We start from the raw sequence: 23,733 nt of genomic DNA on the forward strand, positions 1-23,733 counted from the left end.
GTACAGTAAGTCCATCCGGCTGGCGTGGAGCGTGCAAGGAGGTCCGCCGCAGTGAGTGTCGATGACCGCGTCGTTGCCGACCCGGTCCGCTACGAAGTGCGCGACACGGGCGTCGCTGTTCTGACCCTCAACCGTCCCGAGCGGATGAACGGCTGGGGCGGCGGCCTGGCCACCACTTTCTATGCCCGCCTCGACGATGCCGAGGCCGATCCCGGCGTGCGGGCCGTCGTCGTCACCGGCAGCGGACGGGCATTCTGCGCGGGCGCGGACATGGGTGACCTCACCACGATCAGCGCCGCCACCACCGATGCCGCAGCCGGCACCGACGTCGGAAAGCTCGTCGGCGCGCGTCATCCGCATTTTCTGATGACCATGCGCAAGCCGGTCATCGCCGCGATCAATGGCGCATGCGCCGGCATGGGCCTGACACTGGCTTTGGTATGCGACGTCCGCTTCGCCGCTGCGGGGGCGAAGTTCACCACGTCATTCGCTCGGCGGGGGCTGATCGCGGAGTACGGGATCTCGTGGATTCTGCCGCGGATCGTCGGTGCCGGTGTCGCTTTGGATCTGTTGCTGTCGGCCCGGGTGTTCCTCGCCGACGAAGCGGCGCGACTCGGTCTCGTCAACGACGTCCTGCCGCCCGAGCAGTTGCTCCCGCGAGCGATCGCCTACGCCGAGGACATCGCCGCCAACTGTGCGCCCAGTTCTCTCGCGGTGATCAAGCAACAGGTGTACGCAGACACCATGAGGGATGTGTTCGCCGCAAGCGACCACGCGGAGAAGCTGATGCACGAGTCGATGACGCGACCCGACTTCATCGAGGGCATCACGAGCTTTTTCGAAAAGCGCCCACCCAACTTTCCGCCCCTGAAGGAGGACACGTAGTGACAGCCGAGCGAGTAGCGGAGCAGATTCCAACACTGGACTACAGGGCGATCGACGTCGACAACCACTACTACGAACCGTTGGATTCCTTCACCCGGCACCTGCCCAAGGAGTTCAAACGCCGTGGCGTGCAGATGCTTCAGGACGGCAAGCGCACCTTCGCGGTGATCGGCGACCGGGTCAACCACTTCATCCCGAACCCGACGTTCGACCCGATCATCGAGCCGGGCTGCCTGGATCTGTTGTTCCGCGGCGAGATTCCCGACGGTGTCGACCCGGCGTCGCTGATGAAGGTCGACCGGTTGGCGGATCACCCTGAGTACCAGAACCGCGATGCTCGGGCGAAAATCCTCGACAAGCAGAACCTGGAGACGGTGTTCATGCTGCCGACGTTCGCGTGCGGCGTCGAGGAAGCGCTGAAACACGACATCGAGGCGACGATGGTCTCGGTGCACGCCTTCAACCTCTGGCTCGATGAGGATTGGGGCTTCGATCGGCCCGATCACCGGTTCCTCTCCGCGCCGATCATCTCGCTGGCCGATCCCGACAAAGCCGTCGAAGAGGTCGAGTTCGTGCTCGGCCGGGGCGCCAAGATCGTCTGCGTGCGCCCGGCGCCGGTGCCCGGCGTGGTCAAACCCCGTTCGCTGGGCGACCCGATACATGATCCGGTCTGGGCGCGGCTCGCCGAAGCCGGTGTGCCGGTGGTCTTTCACCTGTCTGACAGCGGCTATCTGGCGATCGCGGCGCTGTGGGGTGGCAAAGGGACGTTCGAGGGATTCGGCAAGAAGGATCCTCTGGACCAGGTGCTCCTCGACGACCGCGCGATCCACGACTCGATGGCCTCGATGATCGTGCACCAGGTGTTCACCCGCCATCCGACGCTGAAGGTCGCCAGCATCGAGAACGGCTCCTACTTCGTCTACCGCCTGATCAAGCGGCTGAAGAAGGCCGCCAACACCGCGCCGTACCACTTCAAAGAGGATCCGGTCGAGCAGTTGCGCAACAACGTCTGGATCGCCCCGTACTACGAGGACGACGTGAAGTCGCTCGCCGAGACCATTGGCGTGAACAAGATCCTGTTCGGCTCGGACTGGCCGCACGGAGAGGGTCTCGCCGACCCGATGGCGTTCACCGCAGACATTCCGCAGTTTCCGGAGTTCAGCGCCGAAGACACCCGAAAGGTCATGCGCGACAACGCTCTCGACCTGCTCGGTGTCCATGTTCCGGTCGCCTGAACATGCGGGGAACGCGAGGAGCATAAGCCATGGCCGAGTGGACGATCGGGGCGGTTCTCGACGCCATCGCCGACAAGGCGCCCGATCGGTTGATGACGGTCTGCGGGGCGCGCCGCAGCACCTTCGGTGAGTCGGCCGACCGCACCCGCCGGCTTGCGAACTACCTCGCCGACCAGGGGTTCGGCGCGCATCGCGAACGCGTCGATCTGAAGAACTGGGAGTGCGGGCAGGATCGCGTAGCGCTGATCATGCACAACGACCTGTATCCCGACATGGTGATCGGCTGCCTCAAGGCGCGCACCGTTCCGGTGAACGTCAACTACAACTACACGCCACGTGAGGTCGCCGAGGTCCTCGACTATCTGAAGCCTCGCGCGGTCATCTACCACCGGTCGTTCGGGGCGAAGTTCGCCGACGTGTTGCCGCCCGCCACCGCGGACCTGATGATCTCGGTCGACGACGACGACGACGGCTCAGACTCCCTGCCCGGATCGATCGACCTCGAAGAGGTTCTGGTGCAGGGTGATACGGATCGCGGGATCGCGGCGAACCCCGACGACGTGATGATGGTGTGCACCGGCGGGACCACCGGACGTCCCAAGGGCGTGATGTGGCGGCAGTCTGACACCTACGTGGTGTCGATGAACGGCGCCGACCACGCGTCCGTTGAGGAGATCCACGCCAAGCTGGGTCCGGTCGGGGCTGCGTGGTTCGCGGTGTCACCGCTGATGCACGCGGCGGGTATGTGGACCGCGTTCGCCGGTCTGCTCAACGGTCTGCCGGTTGTGCTGTACGACCGGACGAGATTCGACCCTCGCGCAGTGCTCGAGACCGCCGAGCGTGAGAAGGTCGGCATGATGACGATGGTCGGCGACGCCTACGCCGCGCCGCTGGTCGAAGAACTGCGACGGGGTTCCTACGATCTGTCGTCGATGTTCGCCATCGGCACCGGGGGAGCGGCCACCAACCCGAAACACCAACGGGCGCTTCTGGACCTGTTGCCGCAGATCATCCTGATCAACGGCTACGGGTCGTCCGAAACGGGCAATGTCGGCTTCGGCCGCAGCCAGCGCGGCGACGAGAAGGACACATTCGAACTGCGCGAGGGCGCGTTGGTGCTGTCCGAGGACTACAGCAGGTTTTTGCGTCCCGGTGAGGACGAGGTGGGCTTCGTCGCGCGGTCCGGCCGCATTCCGCTCGGCTACTTCGACGACGAAGCCGCCACGCGCACGACGTTTCCGGTCGTCGGGGGCCAGCGCGTCGTGATCTCGGGTGACCGAGGTTCGCTGGCGCAGGACGGCACGCTTCGACTGTTCGGACGCGATTCGCTGGTCGTGAACACCGGGGGCGAGAAGGTGTTCGTCGAGGAGGTCGAGGAAGTACTGCGCGCCCACCCGGCCGTCGCCGACGCGCTGGTGGTGGGACGGCCCAGCGAACGGTGGGGGGAGGAACTCGTCGCGCTGGTCGCCGTTCACGACGGTGCCCAAGCCGCGCACGATCCCCTGCACGCCCACTGCACGTCGCAATTGGCGCGGTTCAAGGCGCCGAAGGAGTTCATCTTCGTCGAGGCGGTGCGGCGCCTGGGCAACGGAAAACCCGACTACCGCTGGGCGAAAAGTGCCGCGGCACAGGAGGCGTCGCTGACATGACGGTGAAGGCCATTGACTGCCTGGTCAACGTCCACTTCGGGGAGACCGAACAGCAACCGTCGTGGATGGTCAAGGTCCGCGACGATTACTTCAAAGGCCCGGAGTCGATGTTCGCGCCGGTCGATCTGTCCGAGTTGATCGACGAGATGGACGAGCAGGGCGTCGCCAAGGCGATCCTGATGGACAACCTCACCAAGCCTTCGACAACCGCCCGCAAGTTCGTCGAGACCAAACCCGAGCGGTTCGCACTGGCGATGGGAGGCGTCAATCTGCTGCGGCCGATGCCGTCGCTGCGCGAGTTGACCGCCGTCGTCACCGACCTCCCGGTCGCCTATGCCGTTGTGGGGCCGAGCTTCTGGGGTGACGGGCAGTATCCGCCGAGCGACGCGGTCTACTACCCGCTCTACACCAAGTGCGCAGAACTGGGACTGCCGCTGTGCGTCAACACAGGTATGCCCGGCCCGCCCATCCCGGGTGAGGTGCAGAACCCGATGTACCTCGACCGGGTGTGCGTGCGCTTTCCCGAACTGAAGCTGTGCATGATTCACGGCGCGGATCCGTGGTGGGATATCGCGATCCGGATGTTGATCAAGTACCGCAACCTGCGCCTGATGACGTCGGCGTGGTCGCCGAAGCGGTTGCCGGAAGCCCTGCTGCACTACATGCGGACCCGCGGATCGGACAGAGTGATCTACGCGTCGGACTGGCCGGTGCTCAAGATGCGCCGCGTCGTACCCGAAGCCACGGCGCTTGACTTGCCGGTCGAGGTTCTGGACAACTATCTCTACAACAACGCCCAGGAATTCTTCTTCGGGTCTCAAGGGGAGCGCTGATGGACCGATACGAACTGCGCAGGCTCGACTACAGCCTGTCCGACGATCATCAGGCGCTGCAGGCAGCGTACCGGGACTTCTTCAAGACGCACTGCGCGATCGAGACTGTGCGCGCCGCAGAGGCATCCGGTTTCGACAAGAGTCTCTGGGAACGGCTGTGCGCGATGGGCGCGACGACAATGGCGCTGCCGGAGACGGCGGGCGGTGACGGTGCGACGCTGGTGGATCTGACGCTGGTGGCGGAGGAGATCGGTCGCTCACTGGCTCCCGTGCCGTGGATCGACCACGTCTGCGCCGCGCGTCTGCTGGCCCGGGTGGGTGCGCTCGAACCGGAGATCGTCGGGGGCCAGCAGATCGCGGGGCTGGATCCCCAGCACGACAGTACGTCTGGTGTGCGACTCGTGCCCAGCGGATCGGTCGCCGACCACATCGTCGTGCGCGACGGTGAGGAGATCGTGCGTCTGACCTTCGCGACGCGGCCGGCCAGGGTCGACAACATCGGCAGGCTTCCGATGGCTTGGGTCGACCCGGCCGCCGCGGACAACCGCACGGTGCTGGCCAACGGTCCGGATGCGCTGTCGGAATACCAACGGGCGCTCGATGAGTGGCGGGTACTGATGGGCGCTGCATTGGTCGGCCTCGTCGAGGCGACGATGACGATCGCGGCGGAGTTCGCCAAGTCGCGTTACACCCTCGGCGTGCCGATCTCGACACTTCAGGCCATCTCGCATCCGCTCGCCAACATCGCGATCACGGTGCAGGGCGGCCGCAACCTGGCCCGGCGCGCCGCGTGGTACCTCGACAACGAACCCCACGAGCGGCCGGAACTGGCACCGTCGGCGTTCGTGTTCATGGCCGAGGAGGCCAGCAAGGCCGCGACCATGGCCGTCCACGTGCAAGGCGGACTGGGGGTTTCGGCCGAGGCCGCGGCAACCGCATACCTGGTTCGAGCACGCGGATGGTCCTTGGCCGGAGGCGATCCCGGCGCCAGCGCCAAGTACATCGCCGAGATCGTCGCCGCGCGCGAAAGCGGGGAGGGCAAGTAGATGGATTTCTCACGCGTCGAACTGTCGGACGACGACCAGAGATTCTTGGAGGAGTCGCGCGCCTTCCTGAGCGACCTCGTGACCGAGGATGTGCTGCGTCGCGACCGCGAGACCGGCGACAATTTCGACGAGGGCGTCCACCTCGCGCTCGGGGCAGCGGGTTACTTGGAGCGCGAATGGAGGCCCGAGTCCGACGGTGGCTTCAACCGCGTGCGGCGCCGGATCTGGGAATTGGAGAAGCGGCGGGCCCACGTGCCGTGGGTGACATCCGGAACGACGGCGATGATCGCGCGATCGGTGGAGAAGTTCGGATCGCCGGAATTGAAAGCCGAAGTGATGCCCAAGGTCTACAGCGGGCATGTGCGGTTGTGCCTGGGCTATACCGAGCCCGAAGGCGGCTCCGACGTCGCGACCTGCAAGACCCGCGCTGTGCGCGACGGCGACAGCTGGGTGATCAACGGCTCGAAGATGTTCACCACCGGCGCGCACAACTGCCAGTACGTCTTCCTCATCACCAACACCGACCCGGATGCGCCGAAACACAAGAGCCTTACCATGTTTCTGGTGCCGCTCGACTCACCGGGGATTGAAATCCAGGGCATCAGAACCATCGACGGCGATCGCACGAACATCGTGTACTACAGCGACGTCCGCGTCGACGACAAGTACCGCCTCGGCGGAGTCAACGACGGCTGGACCGTGGTGCGCGAACCGCTCAACGCCGAGCACGGTGCCGTGGAGGCCGCTGTCGACGGGCTTCAGGATGTGGCCATCATGATGCACCAGGCGCTGTTCATGGCCGACGCGGCTGACAAGGCCGCTGCCAAAGTGACACAGGCGGATCCCAACGGCCGACGTCTGATCGACGACGGAGCGGTGGCATATCGCTTGGGCCGCAGTGTCGCTCGGATGGAAGCGTCGTTCTCCACACCGAACATCTTCGGACGCGTCGCGCTGGCACAGACGATGCGCGACATCTCGCCCGATCTGATGGACCTGCTCGGTACGGCGTCGTCGCTACCGCTGGGCACCGACGGTGCCGCCGACGACGGCGCGGCCGAGTACGTCTTCCGGTTCGCGCCGTTGGTCGGCATCTACGGTGGCACCCTCGAGGTGTTCCGCAACATGATCGCGCAGTACGTCCTGGGGCTCGGCAAACCCGCATACGCGGCGCCCGCGAAGAAGGCGTCGTAGGACGTCAGGACCGGATGAACTCAAGCAGGTCGGGATTGATGACGTCGGCGTGCGTGGTGAACGCACCGTGCGGATAGCCGGAATACGTCTTCAAAGTGCCGTTGGGAAGTAGTTTCGCCGACAGCGGCCCTGAGTCGGCGTAGGGCACGATCTGGTCGTCGTCGCCGTGCATCACCAGCACGGGCACCGTGATCTTCTTCAGGTCTTCGGTGAAGTCGGTCTGCGAGAACGCCACGATGCCGTCGTAGTGCGCCTTGGCGCCGCCCATCATGCCCTGGCGCCACCAGTTCTCGATGATGGCCTCAGAGGATTCGACGCCGGGTCGGTTGAATCCGTAGAACGGACCGGAGGGCAGCGCGCGGTAGAACTCCGACCGGCTGGCCGCGAGCTGCGCCTGCAAATCGTCGAATACCTCCTTGGGCAGCCCACCCGGGTTGGCCTCGGTCTTGACCATCAGCGGGGGCACCGCACTGATGAGCACCGCCTTGGCGGCTCGGCCCTCGCCGTGACGGGCCAGGTAGCGCGCCACCTCGCCGCCGCCGGTGGAATGCCCGATGTGCACGGCGTCGTGCAGGTCGAGGTGCTCGACCACCGCTGCCAGGTCATCGGCGTAGTGGTCCATGTCGTGGCCGTCGGCGACTTGCGCGGATCTGCCGTGCCCGCGCCGGTCGTGGGCGACGACGCGGTATCCGTGCTGCAGGAAGAACAGCATTTGGGTGTCCCAGTCGTCGGCCGACAGGGGCCACCCGTGACTGAAAACGATCGGCTGCCCCGTTCCCCAGTCCTTGAAGAAGATGTCGACGCCGTCGCTAGTGGTGATCGTGGGCATGCTGGTCCTTCCGTGCACAAAGCGAGTCCTGCGCACTCTGCCATGTCCATCGTGCGCCTGCCGGGTCGAAAAGTTCACGGTTTCCAGTCGGGCGCGTTAACGCGGCTCTTCGAAAGAGAAAAGTCGCGTCAAATCCGCGGTGAAGGGCGGCGGCGTAGCGGCGCGCGTCAATTCGAGGTCCAGTCCGTAATCGTCGTCACTGTCCGGTTCGAGTAAGTAGCCCGTGATCGTGAGCCGGTACCAGCCGGGTGGAACGGTAACCGCCCGATGCTGGTCGTGGCGCTGATTCCACTCGGTCAGGTAACCTGCGCCGGTCACCAGCAGTTCACCAGTCTGCGTACCTACTACCCAACCGTGCGACGAGCACACTGGATTTCTCCACCGGGGCCGGGACCGGCTGTCGCGCAACACAATCGTGTAATAGCCGATGGACACACCGAGGATTGGGACAGCAATACCCGCGGAGGTGACGCGGTCACCGACCGCTCCCGCGCCGAACATCGCGAACAGATCGCTACCTTCTGCGCCGGGGAGTTCTGCCTCGAGCCGCTGTAGGTCGAGCACGACGAATCCGCCGAGTTCGGGGAAGCATCCGTTCAGCTCCGACCCGGGGTCCGCCACCTGCAGCAGAGTACCGCCGACTCACGGCTGGTCGGTCACCTCGTCAGGATCGTCGCGGCGGCGGTGCCGGGTGCGCCGTAGAGCTGGGCGAACCCGACCTTCGGCTCGCCGGGAACCTGACGGTCGCCGGCCTCGCCGCGTAGTTGTCGCACCAACTCGTGGATCTGCCGCAATCCGGACGCGCCGATGGGTTCACCGTTTGCGATGAGTCCGCCGTCGGTGTTGACCGGCATGGTGCCGGTGATCTCGGTGGCGCCGTCGGCGAGAAGCTTCTCCTGATCGCCGTCGGCGCAGAATCCGCACTCGGCCATGTGAATGACCTCGGCACCGGCGTCGGTGTCCTGCAACTGGATGACGTCGACGTCTTTCGGTGCCACACCGGCCTTTTCGAACGCGGCGCGCGCCGCGTACACCGTCGGTGCGACGTCCTCCTCGACAGGGGCGAAGGTGGTGTTGACCTCGTAGGCGCCGTAGCGGCGCGTACGGACCTCGACCGCCCTCAAGTACACCGGCTTCGACGTGTAGCGATCGGCGATATCGGCACGGCACATCACCACCGCCGCCGCGCCCTCGTCCGGTGCGCAGAACATGTACTGCGTCAGCGGGTAATTGAGCATCGTCGAATTGAGGATCTGGTCTTCTGGAATCGGCTTGCGCCGAAAGGCATTCGGGTTCAGCGCGCCGTTGCGGAAGTTCTTCGCGGCGACCTTGGCCAACGTCTCGTGCGAGATGCCGTGGTCGTGCAGATACTTGTTGGCCTTCATCCCGAAGAACTGTGTGGTCAGATACTGACCGTTCTCGGCGTACCAGCTGGGCATCCCCACCAGGGCAGGGTCCTCGGTGAACGCGCCTCGCGGATGTTTGTCCAGACCGATCGCGATACCGATGTCGTAGTCGCCGAGGCGAATGCCGTCGGCGCACGCCTTTGCGGCGCTGGCCGCCGTCGCGCAGGCGTTGAAGACGTTGGTGAACGGAATGCCCGACAGTCCCACCATTCCCACGATCGCGTCGGGGTTGGCGACCGTCCAGCTGCCACCGGTGGCTGCTTTGATCTCTCGCCACTCGACACCCGCGTCGTCGACGGCGGCGAAGATCGCGTCGACGCCCATCTCCATGGCGGACTTGCCCTCGAACCGGCCGAACGGATGCAATCCAACGCCGATGATGGCGACGTCGTTGGTCATGCGGTGTCCTCCCTCGACACTGGCCGTCGCCCGCAATAGGCTAACTGTAATTATTACAGTATCACCGGTGGTGGCTCCGGCGAGGGGTCAGTGCAGTGTGAATCCCGCATCGAGCGGCCAGGCGGTGCCCGTGATGAAGTGCGCGGCGTCGGATACCAGCCACGCCACGGCGCCGGCGATGTCGGCGGGTTCGAGCAGGGCGATCGGCAGCGCGTTTCTCTGGGCTACGAGCCAGGGGTCCTGCGCGGCGGCCAACGCCATGGTCGTCTCGTTGATGATCATGTCGGTCGCGACGCCGCTCGGGTGGATCGTGTTCACCCGGATCGAATGCGGCGCCAACTGTGCGGCCCAGCCCTGCATCAGCGCGACGAGTCCCCGCTTGGACGCGGCGTATGCCTGCACACCGGCGCGATCGCTGGCCGTCGCCGTGATGCCCTGGGTCGAACTCACAAGCACGATCGACCCGCCCCGGCCGCCTTGCACCAGCGCCGGGATCGCGGCGTCGACGGTGTTCCAGGTGCCGATCAGGTTCACATCGACCACATCGCGAAAGGTCTGACGCGGGTCGTCGCAGTCGGATACGCGAATGATGCCGGCGTTGGCGATCACGATGTCGAGACGCCCGAACTCCTCGAGGCCGTCGGCCACTACCGCGTCTACCGCTGCGGGGTCGCGGACATCGGCCTGCCCGGCGACGATCCGACGGCCCAGACCCTGCACCTGTTTCACCGTGTCCGCGAGATCGTCGGGTGTGGACCCCGGGTAGTCGGTGTTCGCGAAGTCCCTGCAGATGTCGAGGGCCACGATGTCGGCGCCTCCCCTGGCCAGCGTGACGGCGTGCGCTCGTCCCATCCCGCGAGCGGCGCCGGTGACGAAGGCCACCTTGCCCTCCAGTGCGCCCACCGTCACGACTCCGGAAAGTTCACGTCTTTGGTCACCGTTTTCCACTCCTCGATCGACGCCGACATCGCAGACAGCTTGTCGCGCACGGCTTTCAACACATCACGGCCGAGGAGCAGTCGCAGCGGGGGATCGTCGAGCGTCGTGATCATCAGTACCGCTTCGGCCACCTTGCGCGGGTCACCGGGCAGATGGTCGGCGAAGTCCTTGATCAGCGTCTTGCGGGTGCCGACGTTCTCCTCGTAGTCGCCGATCGGTGCCGACGACTCCTTCATCGAGCGCCGTGCCCAGTCGGTGCGGAACGCGCCGGGCTCGATCGCGGTGACCTTGATGCCCAGCGGCTTGACCTCCTGAGCCAACGCCTCGGTGAGTGCTTCCAGCGCGAACTTGGTCGACGAGTAGTACGCGTTAGGCGGATTCGCGACCAGCCCGGTCATCGAGGAGATGTTGATGATGTGGCCCGATTTGCGCGCCCGCATCGACGGCAGCACGGCCTTGATCGTGTCGACGACGCCGAAGTAGTTCGTGTCGAACAGTTTTCGCACTTCGGCGTCGTCGCCCTCTTCCACCGCCGACATGTATCCGTAGCCGGCGTTGTTGACCAGCACGTCGATACCGCCGAAGACGTCGTCGGCGGCTTGGACCGCCGCCGCGATCTGGTCCTTGTCCGTCACGTCCAGTGTCTTGGCGATGGCGCGCTCGCCGAACTCGTCTGCGAGGTCCTGCACGCTCTCGGGGCGCCGAGCCGTCACCACGACACTGTGCCCGGCTTGCAGTGCGGCGTGGGCGATATCGCGTCCGATACCCGTGGAGCAACCGGTGATCAACCAGCGCGCCATGTCAGAAGGTCCCTTCGGGAAGGCGGCGCAGGTAGGCGGTGCGGCGGGCGGCGAGTTCGGCCCTGCGCTCGTCGTCGCTCACACGTTTCAACATGGGCACTTCGGCGTCCAGGTCGGCCAGCTTGACCACCCGGCCACGCGCACCGAGGTCCTCTTTCGGTCCGTCGCCACCGAATTCGGCCATGCGCAGCGTGAGGATGCCCTCGTTGAGGCCATCGGAGTCGATCCAGTTCTGTCGTCCGGGGTCCGTGGCCGAGATGACGTAGGTGTAGGTACCGTCCTCGTTGGCCACCGACTGCGCCTTGTTCAAGCTGCCGATGCGGTCGACGAGTTCCAGTGTCGTGCCCCAGATGTTGCTCAGCGGCACCGTGAAGTACTCGGCGCCACCGTCACTGACCTCGACGACGAATGCCTCGTCGGGTTGCAGGTCGAACCGGCCCATCACGTACACCTGATTGCGCATGGCCCCGACCTTGTCGGCCGACCAGGCGAGATTGAAGTGGTTGGGCGGCATCTTGTAGATACCGTGGCTGAGCTTGCCGGTGAAGTTGGCGAAGTAGGCCATCATGTCTGCGGTGGCGTCGGCCTGCTCGTCAAGTGTGCGCGCCCGCGTGCCCGGTGCGCCGCCGATGCGTTCGACCTCGAGGTTATTGGGGTCGTCGCGGTCCCAGTTCAGCAGCACGTCGCGGATGTAGAACTCGTGCGCCTCGGCGGTGGACTGCACATGGTTGCGCCGGCTACCCGCCGGTTCGGAGTCGACGGTGATGGTGAAGGATCCGTCGGTGTCGACGTCCATGGTCCGCCCGTTCAGCACGCCGACCGTGCCCATGTTCGCATCCCACAGCGTGAAATAGTTCTCGGTCATCCGGTTGGGGCCCACTTTGCCGCGAATCTCGTAGCGCTCGTCGCCGGAGATCGGGATGACGCGGTAGACACTGTCGGGATTGTCTATGCCCCAACGGGACCCGGGAATCCGCCGTCCGCCCACTGGGTGCGCCAACCGGGTGATGCACGTGACCTTCGGGCGTAGTTTGTCCTGATTCGATGACCACACAGCGGCCGAGAACATCACCTCGGCGAACGCGGCGTCGAAGCGCTCCAGCATCGCGTCGGACGGCTTCGCCCGCGACAGCCAGTTCTCGGCGACGGTTCGGTAGGTCGCTTTCACCGTCGGGTGTTCGGTCAGTTCCAGCGCGGCGAGTTCGTGTTCGTGCTGCACCGCGGTGGCCACGGGGTGTTCGGTGTGCTCAGTCACCTGTTCGTCCTTCGTTCGGTGCGACCCGGAACCGGGCGTTGTAGGCGGCGAAGCGGTCGTCGATCTGAGCGCCGCTCAGGCCGTAGGTCTCCAGAGCGTAAGCGGGACGCTGCAATTCGCGGGGTCGCTCGACGAGCCACCGCCGCATCGAGGCCTCCGCGTCGTCTGTCAGGTCCACACCGATCGCGTCGTACACCCTGGCGACCTGACCGATCGGATCGGCGACCGCGGCGGCGAAATCGATGTCGGTCACTCGCTGGGCCTCGTCGGTCCAAGAGTCTCTAATCGCCATCGCCCGGTCGTTGGTCCATCCCATCCGCTGCAGCCACTCGCCACCGACCCGGCGCACATCGACGGTGTCGGCGTGCATGGCGTGCAGAGTGGCATTCAGGCTCGCGCCGGAAGCGATGGTGTCGCGCGGATCACGATGCATGTGGACGATGTGCAGGTCGGGAAATTGCGCCCGCAGCAAGTCGAGATAACCCAGGTGCGCGGGCGACTTCAGCACCCACCGGCTCACGTGCGGGGTCCGCCTTCGCCGGCTCTTCTGCCATTGCAGGAACTTCAGCATGCGATGCAGGTACTGGTAGGCCGGAGTGAAATCTTGTTCGTCGATCCACGACCGGTACTTCGGTAGGTGCGCCCCGGCTTCGGGCACGTGCGACAAGAAGGCGTCGGACAGAAAGACGATCTCTTCCTCGGGTTCGCGCGCATACATCGGATGGATAGCGAACAGGTCCGGCGCCAGCTCACGAGACTTCTGCTCGCGGGCCTCGGCGATGGCGATCCGCGAATCTTCCCCGCAGAATTCATGATCGAGGTGCGGCGCGACCTCGACGACTTCCCACCCGTAGGCACAGTAAAACCGCGGATCGGCCGCCAGCAGGCGCTGCAGAAGAGTGGTTCCGCTGCGCATCATGCCGACGACGACAATCGGCGCCGCGATTCGTTCCTCGGCGATCTCTGGATGGCGCCGGAACCATTCTTGCGCCCGGAGCCGCATGCGCAGGCTGTGCAGGATGCCCGAGCGAAGGATGTAGGTGCCGATGTCGTTCAGCTCGGCGGCGGCGTAGCTGTCCAGCAGGACCGCGAGTGGCTCCTCGAAGGGGACAGGCCCCCAGTCGGTCAGCCCTTCCTTCTCGGCGGCGGCCGACATGAGTCGGGCCATGTCGAAGGCGGGAGTCATGGCGCTTCAGAACTTCAGGTGGTGGCTCACGTCGCCCATCTGGTCGACGAACATCGTGCGGCTGTCGAACCACCACACGCCATCGAGGCGCTGGAAGGTGTCGTGATAGTGACCGGTCACGATCACCTGCAACGGCAGGTCCGGTGTTGCCTGAGTGACGCAGTAGTAGGAGCGACCCCGCGCGGTACCGCCCTCCTCGTCGACAACGAGTTGCACATTGCTGGTGTTGTGCTTGGTCTTCGGGGTGCCGTCCTCGTAGAGGCGAGTGGCCATCTCGTACATCTGCCGCACCCGCGCGGTGCCTTCGAATATCGTCTCCGGTGGGCCGTTCTCGACACCGCAGATGCGTCCGTGGGTGAACAGAGCGGCGACACCGTCGAGGTCGCCGGCGTCCAGGCGCTCGGCGTAGGTGCAGATGAGGTTCTGGATCTCTCGGTCGCTGTCAGTCATCGGCAGTGATCCGAACCGTCACCAGCGACTCCGCCCTTGTCAGAAAGCCCAGCTCATCGGCTTGCATCGCTAACTAACCAGCTGGGTGATGCGGTGTCAACGGGGCCCGGCCGTTTCGAGCACGCAACTGTAATCCTTTCAGTATCGTGGGCGGCGTGGCACCGCTGATCGAGCACAAGCCGACGTTCTGCCGGATATGCGAGCCGCTGTGCGGCATGATCGCGACCGTCGAAGACGGCAACCTCGTCGCGCTGCGACCCGATAAGGACCATCCGCTGTCGTCGGGCTTCGCGTGCCAGAAGGGCATCGCGTTCACCGAAGTGCACAACGACCCGGACCGAGTCACCACGCCGATGCGCCGCGGGCCGAACGGATTCGAACCCGTGAGTTGGGATGCGGCGTTGGCCGACATCGCGGGGCGGCTCACCGCGATTCTGAAGCGCCACGGCTCCGGCGCCATCGGCTGGTACATGGGCAACCCCGGCGCATTCAGTTACGCGCACACGTTCGCGGCGCTGATGTTCATCAAAGGGCTGGGCCGTCACGGCCATTACTTCACCGCGTCCTCGCAGGACACCAACAGCAGGTTGATCGCGAGCCAACTGTTGTACGGGGTGCCGACGTCGGTTCCGATACCGGACCTGACCCGCACCGACCTCCTAGTGATGATGGGCGCCAATCCGATTGTGTCGCACGGCAGTTTCCTGACGGCCCCGCGCATCAAGGATCGGATGCACGACATCGTGAAGCGCGGCGGTCGGGTGGTGGTCGTCGATCCTCGCCGGACTGAAACCGCCACGGCATTCGAATGGTTGGGCATCGTCCCCGACGCGGATTCCTATTTGCTTTTGTCGTTGTTGCAGGTGATGTTCGGCGACGGCTTGGTCGACGCGGCTCAGGTGGACAAGCTCGCCGACGGAATCGATTGGCTGCGGCAGCTGTGTGAACCGTTCACACCGGAGATGACCGCCGCCAAGACCGGCATCGATCCACACAGCGTGCGGACCCTTGCGCATGACCTAGTTCGCACGCCGCGCGCGGCCGTGTACGGCAGGCTGGGCACCTGCGTCGGCCGAAACGGCACGCTCACCACATATCTGATCGACGCCGTCAACCTGGTTGCGGGCAACCTCGACAAGCCTGGCGGCTCAGTCTTCAGCTCGATGCACACCGTCGGCCAGAAGTGGCAGAACACGATGATGGGCGTCGTGATGCGCCGGTCCTATCGGCGGAACCGGTCGCGAATCGGCGGAGTTCGCAGCGCGATCGGTTCTGAGCCCGCCGCGTTCATGGCCAAGGAGATCACCACCCCGGGCGATCGTCAGATCAGGGCGATGTTCGTGTCGGCGGGCAATCCGGTGCTGTCGGTACCCAACGGGGACGAACTCGAGGCCGCGATCGACACCCTCGAGTTGTCGGTGGGCCTCGACTTCTACATCACCGAGACCACCGCGCGGTGCGATTACATCCTTCCGGTCACGACGATGTACGAGCGCGATGACTTCCCGTACACCTTCCAGGCGTTCCAGGCCACGCCGTTTCGTCAGGCCACCGCGGCTGTCGTCGCGCCCGCAGGTGAGGCGCGGGGGGAATGGGACATCGTCGAGGACCTCGCCCGGCGCCTGGCCCCTGCGGTACCGGCATTCGCGGCGTTCACGGCGGTGGGCAGGGCGTTGAGTGTCGTGGGAATCCGCCTCGCGCCGCAATTGATGATGGATGCGCTCATCCGAATGTCGGAGGGCGGCAACCGGTTCGGTATCCGCCGCGACGGACTCACGTTGCGGCGGCTGGCCGAACGGCACCCACACGGCGTCGTGCTGGCCCCTCACATCCGCACCGGCGTGGTGCGTTCGGCGGTCGGATACCTGAACCGGCGCATCCGGCTTGTTCACGCCGACATCGCCGCCGAGGTCGAGATGCTCGGTCGGCGCGAGCATCCTGAGGAGTTCCCGCTGCGGATGATCGGCATGCGTGAGCCGCGCTCGGAGAACTCCTGGATGCACAACTCGCCGCTGCTGATGCGCGGCGAGCGTGGGCACCACGCGCTCATGCACGTCGACGACGCCGCCGAGCGACAGATCGCCGACGGCGACGTGGTGCAGATCAGCTCACCGTACGGCCAGATCATGGTGCCGGTCACGGCGACGAAGGACCTCGTCGCCGGGGTGATCGCCATACCGCACGGGTGGGGCCACAAGGGCACCGGAGAATGGCGGCTGGCCAACCGCGCCGGCGGCGCGAACGTCAACCAACTGACGTCGAGCGCAGTCGGAGACGTCGAGTCACTGTCCGGAATGGCCTGGCTGACAGGCGTGCCGGTCCGCGTGGACAAAACCTGAGCGCCGTTGACCTTTGCGCTCGCGGTGCAACAGGACTAGGCGATGGCGCCGGAATTCTTGAACGCTTCGATGCGGTCCCAGTCCATACCGAGTTCCATCAGCACGATCTCGGTGTGCTCCGACGCCTGCGGGGCGCGCGTCGTCTCCAGCGGTTCGTGATTGAACTGCACTGGTCCGCGAACGACCCGGAACGGCTTACCGCCGTCGGTGGCGTCCACCTCGACGATCATGTCGTTGGCGATCGCCTGATCGTCGGAGCCCAACTCGACCAGGCTCTGGAACGGCGCCCATTGGCCCTTCATGGTCTTGAGGTGCTCTCGCCAGTAGTCGAAGGGCTTGCTGTGAATGGCGTCACGGATGAATTCGACTGCCGCTTGGGCGTTCTCGATCAGCGGCATCACGTCGGAGAACCGCGGGTCGTCGGCGAGATCCGGCAGTCCCAGGTGTTCGAACGCGTCGCGGATGTAGCCGGTCGGGCTGACGATGCACAGGTTGATGGTGCCCCCGTCGGAGGTCAGGTAGTTGCCGAGGAACGGGTTGACCGTCGGACCGACGTTGTCGGGCATCAGCGAGCGCATGGTCTCACCGGTCTCCATGCCTTGGGTGACGCTGGCACCCGCGGCCCACCATGCGGTGCTCAGCAATGACACGTCGAGTTCGACGGCCTCGCCGGTGCGCTCGCGGTGAAACAGCGCCGCCGAAATCCCGCCCGCGATGTTCATCCCGCCGATGGAGTCGCCGAACGCCGGAATGCCCTGCGACAGCGCGCCACCGATTTCCTCGGGTGTAAGGGCGTGGCCGACGCCGCTGCGCGTCCAGAACGCGGTGCCGTCGAACCCGCCGACGTCGCGCTCCGGTCCCTTGTCGCCGTAGGCACTCCCGCGCGCATAGATGATGTTCGGATTGACGGCGCGAATGTGCTCGACGTCGAACTTGTTCTTCTGCCGTTGTGCAGGCATGTAATTCGTCAAAAAGACGTCGGCGGTCCTGGCGATCTCGTAGAGCACCTCCTGGCCGTCGGCTTTCGACACGTCGATGCCGACGCTACGCTTGCCGCGATTGGGATGCTCGATGAGCGGATGCCGATTCGGGTCGAGTTGAAAGCCGCCCATGTTGATGAAGCCGCGTTGGGTGTCGCCGCGCACCGGGTGCTCCACCTTGATCACGTCAGCGCCCCAGTCGGCCAGGATCGCTCCGGCTGCAGGTACGAACGTGAACTGTGCGACTTCGAGGACGCGCACGCCCTCCATCACCTTGATCAAGTGAGTCCTCTCCGTGTCCGCGGCCGTTTGTTGTACTTGTCTACTGTAATAGTTACAGTTGATCGTCCCGCAGAACCCGATTGTACGAGGTGCAGGTGAGCGACGTCGAAGAACGGGCCGAGACCAGTCTCGATGTCGGGAGGCGAGCAGCCGAGCGCGCCGAGTCACGCATGCTGATCGACGGTGAGCTGGTGCCTGCGGCCTCCGGGGCGACGTTCGACAACGTCAGTCCTGCGACCGGTGTGCGCCTGGGCAGCACCGCCGCCGCCGGACTCGACGACATGGACCGCGCCATTGCTGCGGCCCGCCGCGCATTCGAGGAGTCCGATTGGACGACCAACCGCCTGCTGCGTGCGCGGTGTCTCGATGAGCTGCAGGAGGCGATCGAAGCCGAGCAGGACGAGCTGCGCGAGGAGTTGATCGCCGAGGTGGGTTGCCCGGCGATGACCACGCAGTCCGCGCAACTCGATTGGCCGCTCGCCGATGCGCTGCGTTATCCCGCCCGGCTCATGCTCGACTTCGATTGGCGGCGAACACTCGAAGGTGGTGGTCTGTTCGGTGATCGCAATGTGCGCACCGTCGTCAAAGAACCCGTCGGGGTGGTCGCCGCCATCACGCCGTCGAACTTCCCGATCGAGGTCATCCTCAACAAGCTGGGTCCCGCGCTGGCGACGGGCAACACCGTCGTGCTCAAACCCGACCCGAACACGCCGTGGAACGCGACGCGACTGGGCAGGTTGATCGCCGAGCACACCGACATCCCGCCTGGAGTGGTCAATGTCGTCGCCACGCCGTCCAACGACGTCGCGAACATGCTCGGCGTCGACCCGCGTGTCGACATGATCTCCTTCACCGGCTCCACCGCGGTCGGCAAGCATCTGATGCGTCAAGGCGCGGACACCATGAAACGGATGCTCCTCGAATTGGGCGGCAAGTCGGTGTCGATCGTGCTCGACGACGCGAACCCGGCCGCGGTCGTCGGGTCGGCCGTTGGAGTGTGTGTGCATGCCGGGCAAGCGTGCGCGGCCACCACCCGCATGCTCGTTCATCGCTCGCTGTTCGACGAGGCCGTCGCGAACATCACCGCGGCGTATCAGGCCGTGCCCGTTGGTGATCCGGTGAACGCCGACACCTTGGTCGGGCCGGTGATCAGCGCGGCGCAGAAGTCGCGGGTGCTCGACGCGATCGAGCAGGCACGCCGCGACGGCGCCGAGATCACCACCGGTGGCGGGCCGGTCGAGGGACTGCCCGAACATCTGGCCGCCGGGCACTACATCGCCCCCACCGTGATCGTCGGGGTGAGCAACAGCGCCGCGATCGCTGCACAGGAGGTCTTCGGGCCGGTGCTGATCGTGATGCCGTTCGACGACGACGATGAGGCGGTGCGGATCGCCAACGACAGCGCCTACGGGCTGGCGGGCGCGGTCGTGTCGCGGTCGACGGAGCGCGGGATGAGCATCGCGCGCCGCGTGCGTACCGGATCCTTCGGCGTCAACGGCGGAATGTACTACGGCGCGGACGCACCGTTCGGCGGTTACAAGAGCAGCGGCGTCGGCCGACAGTGCGGCGTCGAGGGATTCGAGCAGTATCTGGAGACCAAGTCGATCGCCTATCGGGCGCCTCGGCAAAAGTAGACCGGGCGCCTCACGTCACCGCGTCGAATGTCACCGGGATGGCCGTCGGTGACCGGAACGGTTGACCCCAGATGTGCGGGTCATCGTCGGTGACGAGCTCGAGGTTGACGAGCCGATCCAACAGGCATTCCACCGCGACGCGGGTTTCCATCCGGGCGAGATGCAGGCCCATGCAGGTGTGTTCGCCTGCGGCGAAGGATATGTGCGGCATGCGCTTGCGGAAGATGTCGAACGCCTCGGAACGGTCCCAACGCTTCTCGTCGCGGTTGGCCGACCCGATGCACACGTCGATGACCGAGCCCGCCGGCAGGGTCACGCCTTCAAGTTCGGTCTCCTCGCTCGCGAACCGCTGCACGGTGGTCAGCGGCGTCTCGTAGCGCAGGCCCTCTTCGATCGCGGGCGCGATCAGGTCACGATCGGCTTGGACCGCCGCGAATTGGTCGGGGTGGGTGAGCAAGAGATACAGCAGGTTCCCCGACGACCGATAGGTCGTCTCCAGACCCGCGGGCAGCAGCAGTCGCAGAAAAGAGAAGATCGCTTCGTCGCTGAGCCTCTCGCCGTCGATCTCCGCCGCGACCAGGTCACCGATGATGTCCTCGGTCGGTGCGGACCTGCGCTGCTCGATCTGTTGCAGGAAGTAGTCTTTGAGCGCCGTCGACGCTTCGAAGGCCCGCTTGTACTTCACGTGGTAACTGATCAATTCCACCGCGCGCTTGCGGAACCACGGCAGATCATCGTCGGGCAACCCCAACAATTTCGAGATGACACGGGTCGGGAACTCGAGAGTGAAGTCACGAACCAGATCGGCTTCACCGGCCGTGATGATCTCGTCGATCAGACCGTTGACGACCGGCCGGACGACCTCGGGCTCCCACCGCAGCAGCGACCTCGACTTGAAGGCGGCGGACACCAGATTGCGGTGCTCCCAGTGCTTTTTGCCTTCCATGGCGAGAATGGTCGGGCCGATGAACAATCCGATCGTGCTGTCGTAGATTTGTGAGTTGAACACCTTGCCATCCCGGAACACCCTGTTGACAGCGTCGAATGACACTGCGGCGTAGAGGTGTTCGGGCCGCATGGAGTCCGGCGTCTTGGACCAGTCCATGACGCTGCCGCGAAACACCCCGCCGGTCGCCTCGCGCCGCCGTGCGAACAGGGGATAGGGGTCGCGAAGGAGGTCGGCCGCCTCATCGGTCGTGACGTCCTGAACGGGACTTTCCACCGGTGTCCTCAGCATCCTGCGATGTGTACTGTAAACTTTACAGTAGAGTACACCAGCTGACCGGTTGCGGTGGCCACTTGCGAATGGTGAGGCGATGCGCGAGATCCTCGAGCGGCAACGGCAGGCCTTCCTTGAAGACGGGCCGCCGAGTGTCGCCGATCGCCGCCATCGAATCGATCGACTTCTCGCTCTCGTTCTGGACAATGCCGACGCGTTCGTCGACGCCATGGCCGCCGACTACGGCACGCGACCCAGGGCGGGCTCACGGTTCACTGAGATCCTGGGAATGATTTCGGTCATCGAGCACACCAGAGCGCATGTGCCGCAGTGGATGCGGGCAACCACGCCGATGCGAGCGGCCCGCATATTCGGTCTGCGCGCAGAAGTACAACCGTTCCCGCTCGGAGTGGTCGGCATCATCGGCCCGTGGAACTTCCCGCTGAACCTGGTGGTCCTGCCTGCCTCGGCGGCGTTCGCCGCGGGCAACCGGGTGATGATCAAGATGTCCGAGATCACGCCGCGCACAGCTGAACTGCTGCAGGCGACCGCATCCGAGTACTTCGACGCCACCGAACTGGACGTCGTGACCGGCGGGCCGGAGGTGGCCGCGGCGTTCTCGGCGCTGCCGTTCGATCACCTCTTCTTCACGGGGTCGCCGTCGATCGGGGCGCGCGTGCAGCGCGCGGCCGCGGAGAACTTGGTCCCCGTGACGCTGGAACTCGGTGGCAAGAACCCGGTCGTGGTGGCCCCCGACGCAGACCTGCGGCGGGCGGCGGCCAGAATCGCCCAGGCGCGCATGATCAACGGCGGGCAGGTCTGCGTGTGCCCCGACTACGTATTCGTGCCCGACGGCCGCGTCGACGCGTTCGTCGACACCGCGAAAGGCGTCTGGCACGCCATGTTCCCGTCGATCGTCGCCAACGACGACTACTGCTCGTCAGTGAACGAGGCCAACTTCGACAGGGTCGTCGGACTCGTCGACGATGCGCGTGCCCGCGGTGCCCGCGTCGACTCCGTCGTCCCGGACGGGGAGGCGTGGGCCGACCGCGGTTCGCGCAAGATCGCGCCGACCATCGTGCGCGACGTCGACGAGCGAATGACCATTGCCGCGGAGGAGATCTTCGGTCCCGTTCTGGTCGTGCGGCCGTACAAGGAGCTGACTGAGGCCATCGACTACATCAACGAGCGGCCGGCTCCGCTGGTGGCGTACTGGTACGGTCCAGACGACAAGGACTTCCGGCACTTCGTCCGGCGCACCCGCAGCGGCGGTGTGGCGCGCAACGATTTTGCCGCGCAGATGATTCCATCGGCCGCTCCGTTCGGCGGAGTCGGCCGCAGCGGCATGGGCGCCTACCACGGCAAGGCCGGATTCGACGCGTTCAGCCACCACCGCACGATCGTCGGCACCGATCTGCCGTTTACCATCACCGGCCGCGCGGCACCGCCCTTCACCGCGTCCACGCGCGCGGTGACAGAGCTGGGGCTGCGGATGGCGGCCCGCCGCACACGCCGCAGGCTCAAGCGCCGCTGATGGCCTGTTCCCTGGCCCACCGGTAGTCGGCCTTGCCCGCCGGGCTGCGTTCGATCACCGGGCGGAACACGACCGCCTTCGGAAGTTTGTAACGGGCAATGGAGTTGGCGGCGTGGTCGATGATCTCCTGGGCGTCGGCGCTGGCGCCGTCGGCCAGAGCGACCACTGCGACCACCTCTTGACCCCATCGTTCGCTGGGTCTGCCGGACACCACCACGTCGGCGACCGCGGGATGCGATGCGACCGCCATCTCGACCTCCTCGGCGAAGATCTTCTCCCCACCGGAGTTGATCGTGACCGAGTCGCGGCCGAGGAGTTCGACGGACCCGTCGGCGAGGTGGCGCGCCCGGTCGCCGGGCACCGAGTACCGCACGCCGTCGATCACCGGGAACGTCGCCGCGGTCTTCGTCGCATCACCCTTGTAACCCAGTGGCACATAACCCCGTTGGGCCAGCCAGCCCATACCCTCGTGGCCGGGCTCGAGTAGTGTGCTCAGGTCCTCGGCTGCGACATAGGTGTCCGGGCCCGCGTTGAACTTCCCAGTGGCCACCGCGCCCGACGCCGACATGTGCGTCATCTGCGCGCCGGTCTCCGACGAGCCGACTCCGTCGACGACGATCAAGCCCGGCTTGACATCGATGAGGCGCTGTTTGGCCGTGGGTGTCAGCAGCGCGCCGCCGTTCGCGACCACTGCAAGGGATGAGAGATCGGCGTCGGTGCGTTCGATGGCATCGGCAAGCGGCCGCGCCATCGCGTCACCGACGACCGTCACCGCCATCACCTTCTCGCGTTCGATGGTCTGCACCACGTCGTCGGCGTCGAACCGGCTGGTGACAGCGGAGAACACCACCGACTGACCGGTTGTCATCGCGGTCATCACCGCCCACTGCGCGGCGCCGTGCATCAGTGGCGGAAGGATCATCAACCGCGATTCCGGGGCCTCGGCCACCCGCTTGGCGATGTCTTCGTAGGAGTTGGCGAGTTCACCGGTGTACAGGCTGCGGCCACCGAACGATGTCATGAAGATGTCGTGCTGGCGCCACAGCACCCCCTTCGGCATTCCCGTCGTGCCGCCGGTGTAGAGCACATACAGGTCGTCGGGCGATGGTTCGATCGGCGGCAGCACCGCGGTGCCGGAACCGACGATCGACTCGTAGTCCACGGCGCCGGGCAAGAGGTCGTTACCGGAGTCGTCGGCGATCTGGATGAGGACCGTCAGGTTCGGCAGATCTGCCAGAACCTCGGCGACGCGGGGCGCGAACGCCGCGTGGTAAACGAGTGCGGTGGCGCCGGAATCAGCCAGCAGATACTGCAATTCGGCCTTGACATATCGGTAGTTGACGTTGAACGGCGCGACCCGGGCACGCCACGCGCCCAGCATCGCCTCGACGTACTCGGGACCGTTGTGCGCGTAGATGCCGAGCAGGTCCTGCCCCACCTCGTGGCCGGCAAGTTCAGTGCGCTCGATGTGACAGCCCAGCCCGCGGCTGTGCAGGAACGCCGCGAGTCGGTCGGCGCGCTCGATGATCTGCGCATAAGTGAAGCGTCGCTCACCCTGAATGATGAAGTCACGATCGCCGATCACCCCGGCGACGATGTCGGCGGCGGCTGGGACGGTGAACTGTGTGGTTCCAGACAT

General features: G+C 65.5%; 20 protein-coding genes. 9 read left to right on the forward strand and 11 right to left on the reverse strand.

Annotated features, from left to right (window positions below):
* Window positions 1–51 precede the first annotated feature (51 nt).
* The 6 genes from N4S67_RS11680 to N4S67_RS11705 are packed head-to-tail and all read left to right on the forward strand — an operon-like array spanning window position 52 to window position 6,842.
* A complete protein-coding gene (locus N4S67_RS11680; protein ID WP_260993156.1) occupies window positions 52–885 on the forward strand; it encodes an enoyl-CoA hydratase in 834 nt (277 codons plus the stop codon).
* On the forward strand, window positions 885–2,120 hold the full coding sequence (locus N4S67_RS11685; RefSeq protein WP_260993157.1) for an amidohydrolase family protein: 1,236 nt from the start codon (window positions 885–887) through the stop codon (window positions 2,118–2,120). The genes N4S67_RS11680 and N4S67_RS11685 overlap by 1 nt, the downstream gene beginning before the upstream one ends.
* Window positions 2,121–2,149: 29 nt before the next feature.
* Window positions 2,150–3,769, forward strand: coding sequence for an acyl-CoA synthetase (locus tag N4S67_RS11690; RefSeq protein ID WP_260993158.1), 1,620 nt, complete (start codon window positions 2,150–2,152; stop codon window positions 3,767–3,769).
* 2 nt (window positions 3,770–3,771) lie between these two features.
* On the forward strand, window positions 3,772–4,602 hold the full coding sequence (locus N4S67_RS11695) for an amidohydrolase family protein (RefSeq protein WP_260994000.1): 831 nt from the start codon (window positions 3,772–3,774) through the stop codon (window positions 4,600–4,602).
* Window positions 4,602–5,648: an acyl-CoA dehydrogenase family protein gene (locus N4S67_RS11700; RefSeq protein WP_260993159.1), complete on the forward strand. Its 1,047-nt coding sequence runs from the start codon at window positions 4,602–4,604 to the stop codon at window positions 5,646–5,648. The genes N4S67_RS11695 and N4S67_RS11700 overlap by 1 nt, the downstream gene beginning before the upstream one ends.
* A complete protein-coding gene (locus N4S67_RS11705) occupies window positions 5,649–6,842 on the forward strand; it encodes an acyl-CoA dehydrogenase family protein (protein WP_260993160.1) in 1,194 nt (397 codons plus the stop codon).
* Window positions 6,843–6,846: 4 nt separating this feature from the next.
* On the opposite strand, the gene N4S67_RS11710 is transcribed toward N4S67_RS11705, so the two are convergent.
* The 8 genes from N4S67_RS11710 to N4S67_RS11745 form a co-directional block, all read right to left on the reverse strand.
* The gene (locus tag N4S67_RS11710) at window positions 6,847–7,671 is read right to left on the reverse strand and encodes an alpha/beta fold hydrolase (RefSeq protein WP_260993161.1); all 825 of its coding nucleotides are present in this window, start codon (window positions 7,669–7,671) and stop codon (window positions 6,847–6,849) included.
* Window positions 7,672–7,767: 96 nt separating this feature from the next.
* Window positions 7,768–8,292, reverse strand: coding sequence for a hypothetical protein (locus N4S67_RS11715; RefSeq protein ID WP_260993162.1), 525 nt, complete (start codon window positions 8,290–8,292; stop codon window positions 7,768–7,770).
* A 35-nt stretch (window positions 8,293–8,327) separates the two neighbouring features.
* On the reverse strand, window positions 8,328–9,476 hold the full coding sequence (locus N4S67_RS11720) for a thiolase family protein (protein ID WP_260993163.1): 1,149 nt from the start codon (window positions 9,474–9,476) through the stop codon (window positions 8,328–8,330).
* Window positions 9,477–9,563: 87 nt separating this feature from the next.
* A complete protein-coding gene (locus tag N4S67_RS11725) occupies window positions 9,564–10,379 on the reverse strand; it encodes a mycofactocin-coupled SDR family oxidoreductase (protein WP_260994001.1) in 816 nt (271 codons plus the stop codon).
* 2 nt (window positions 10,380–10,381) lie between these two features.
* Window positions 10,382–11,215: an oxidoreductase gene (locus N4S67_RS11730; RefSeq protein WP_260993164.1), complete on the reverse strand. Its 834-nt coding sequence runs from the start codon at window positions 11,213–11,215 to the stop codon at window positions 10,382–10,384.
* A gap of 1 nt (window position 11,216) precedes the next feature.
* Window positions 11,217–12,470, reverse strand: coding sequence for a hypothetical protein (locus N4S67_RS11735; protein ID WP_260993165.1), 1,254 nt, complete (start codon window positions 12,468–12,470; stop codon window positions 11,217–11,219).
* A complete protein-coding gene (locus N4S67_RS11740; protein ID WP_260993166.1) occupies window positions 12,463–13,656 on the reverse strand; it encodes a sulfotransferase family protein in 1,194 nt (397 codons plus the stop codon). The genes N4S67_RS11735 and N4S67_RS11740 overlap by 8 nt, the downstream gene beginning before the upstream one ends.
* Before the next feature lie 6 nt (window positions 13,657–13,662).
* Window positions 13,663–14,106, reverse strand: a complete 444-nt coding sequence (locus N4S67_RS11745) for a nuclear transport factor 2 family protein (protein ID WP_260993167.1) — start codon at window positions 14,104–14,106, stop codon at window positions 13,663–13,665.
* A gap of 215 nt (window positions 14,107–14,321) precedes the next feature.
* On the opposite strand from N4S67_RS11745, the gene N4S67_RS11750 reads away from it, so the two are divergent.
* Window positions 14,322–16,445 (forward strand): molybdopterin-containing oxidoreductase family protein, encoded by a 2,124-nt coding sequence (locus N4S67_RS11750; RefSeq protein ID WP_390893384.1) that lies wholly within the window; start codon window positions 14,322–14,324, stop codon window positions 16,443–16,445.
* 35 nt (window positions 16,446–16,480) lie between these two features.
* On the opposite strand, the gene N4S67_RS11755 is transcribed toward N4S67_RS11750, so the two are convergent.
* On the reverse strand, window positions 16,481–17,695 hold the full coding sequence (locus N4S67_RS11755; RefSeq protein WP_260994002.1) for a CaiB/BaiF CoA transferase family protein: 1,215 nt from the start codon (window positions 17,693–17,695) through the stop codon (window positions 16,481–16,483).
* A gap of 182 nt (window positions 17,696–17,877) precedes the next feature.
* Between N4S67_RS11755 and N4S67_RS11760 the strand changes: the two genes are divergently transcribed.
* On the forward strand, window positions 17,878–19,341 hold the full coding sequence (locus N4S67_RS11760; RefSeq protein WP_390893386.1) for an aldehyde dehydrogenase family protein: 1,464 nt from the start codon (window positions 17,878–17,880) through the stop codon (window positions 19,339–19,341).
* A 10-nt stretch (window positions 19,342–19,351) separates the two neighbouring features.
* Here the strand turns inward: N4S67_RS11760 and N4S67_RS11765 are convergent, their stop codons facing one another.
* Window positions 19,352–20,578, reverse strand: coding sequence for a cytochrome P450 (locus N4S67_RS11765; RefSeq protein WP_390893337.1), 1,227 nt, complete (start codon window positions 20,576–20,578; stop codon window positions 19,352–19,354).
* A 49-nt stretch (window positions 20,579–20,627) separates the two neighbouring features.
* On the opposite strand from N4S67_RS11765, the gene N4S67_RS11770 reads away from it, so the two are divergent.
* On the forward strand, window positions 20,628–22,094 hold the full coding sequence (locus N4S67_RS11770; protein ID WP_260993170.1) for a coniferyl aldehyde dehydrogenase: 1,467 nt from the start codon (window positions 20,628–20,630) through the stop codon (window positions 22,092–22,094).
* On the opposite strand, the gene N4S67_RS11775 is transcribed toward N4S67_RS11770, so the two are convergent.
* Window positions 22,081–23,733, reverse strand: a complete 1,653-nt coding sequence (locus N4S67_RS11775; protein WP_260993171.1) for an acyl-CoA synthetase — start codon at window positions 23,731–23,733, stop codon at window positions 22,081–22,083. The genes N4S67_RS11770 and N4S67_RS11775 overlap by 14 nt on opposite strands.

This window comes from Mycobacterium deserti, assembly GCF_025345615.1.
In the GTDB taxonomy this organism is placed as follows: domain Bacteria; phylum Actinomycetota; class Actinomycetes; order Mycobacteriales; family Mycobacteriaceae; genus Mycobacterium; species Mycobacterium deserti.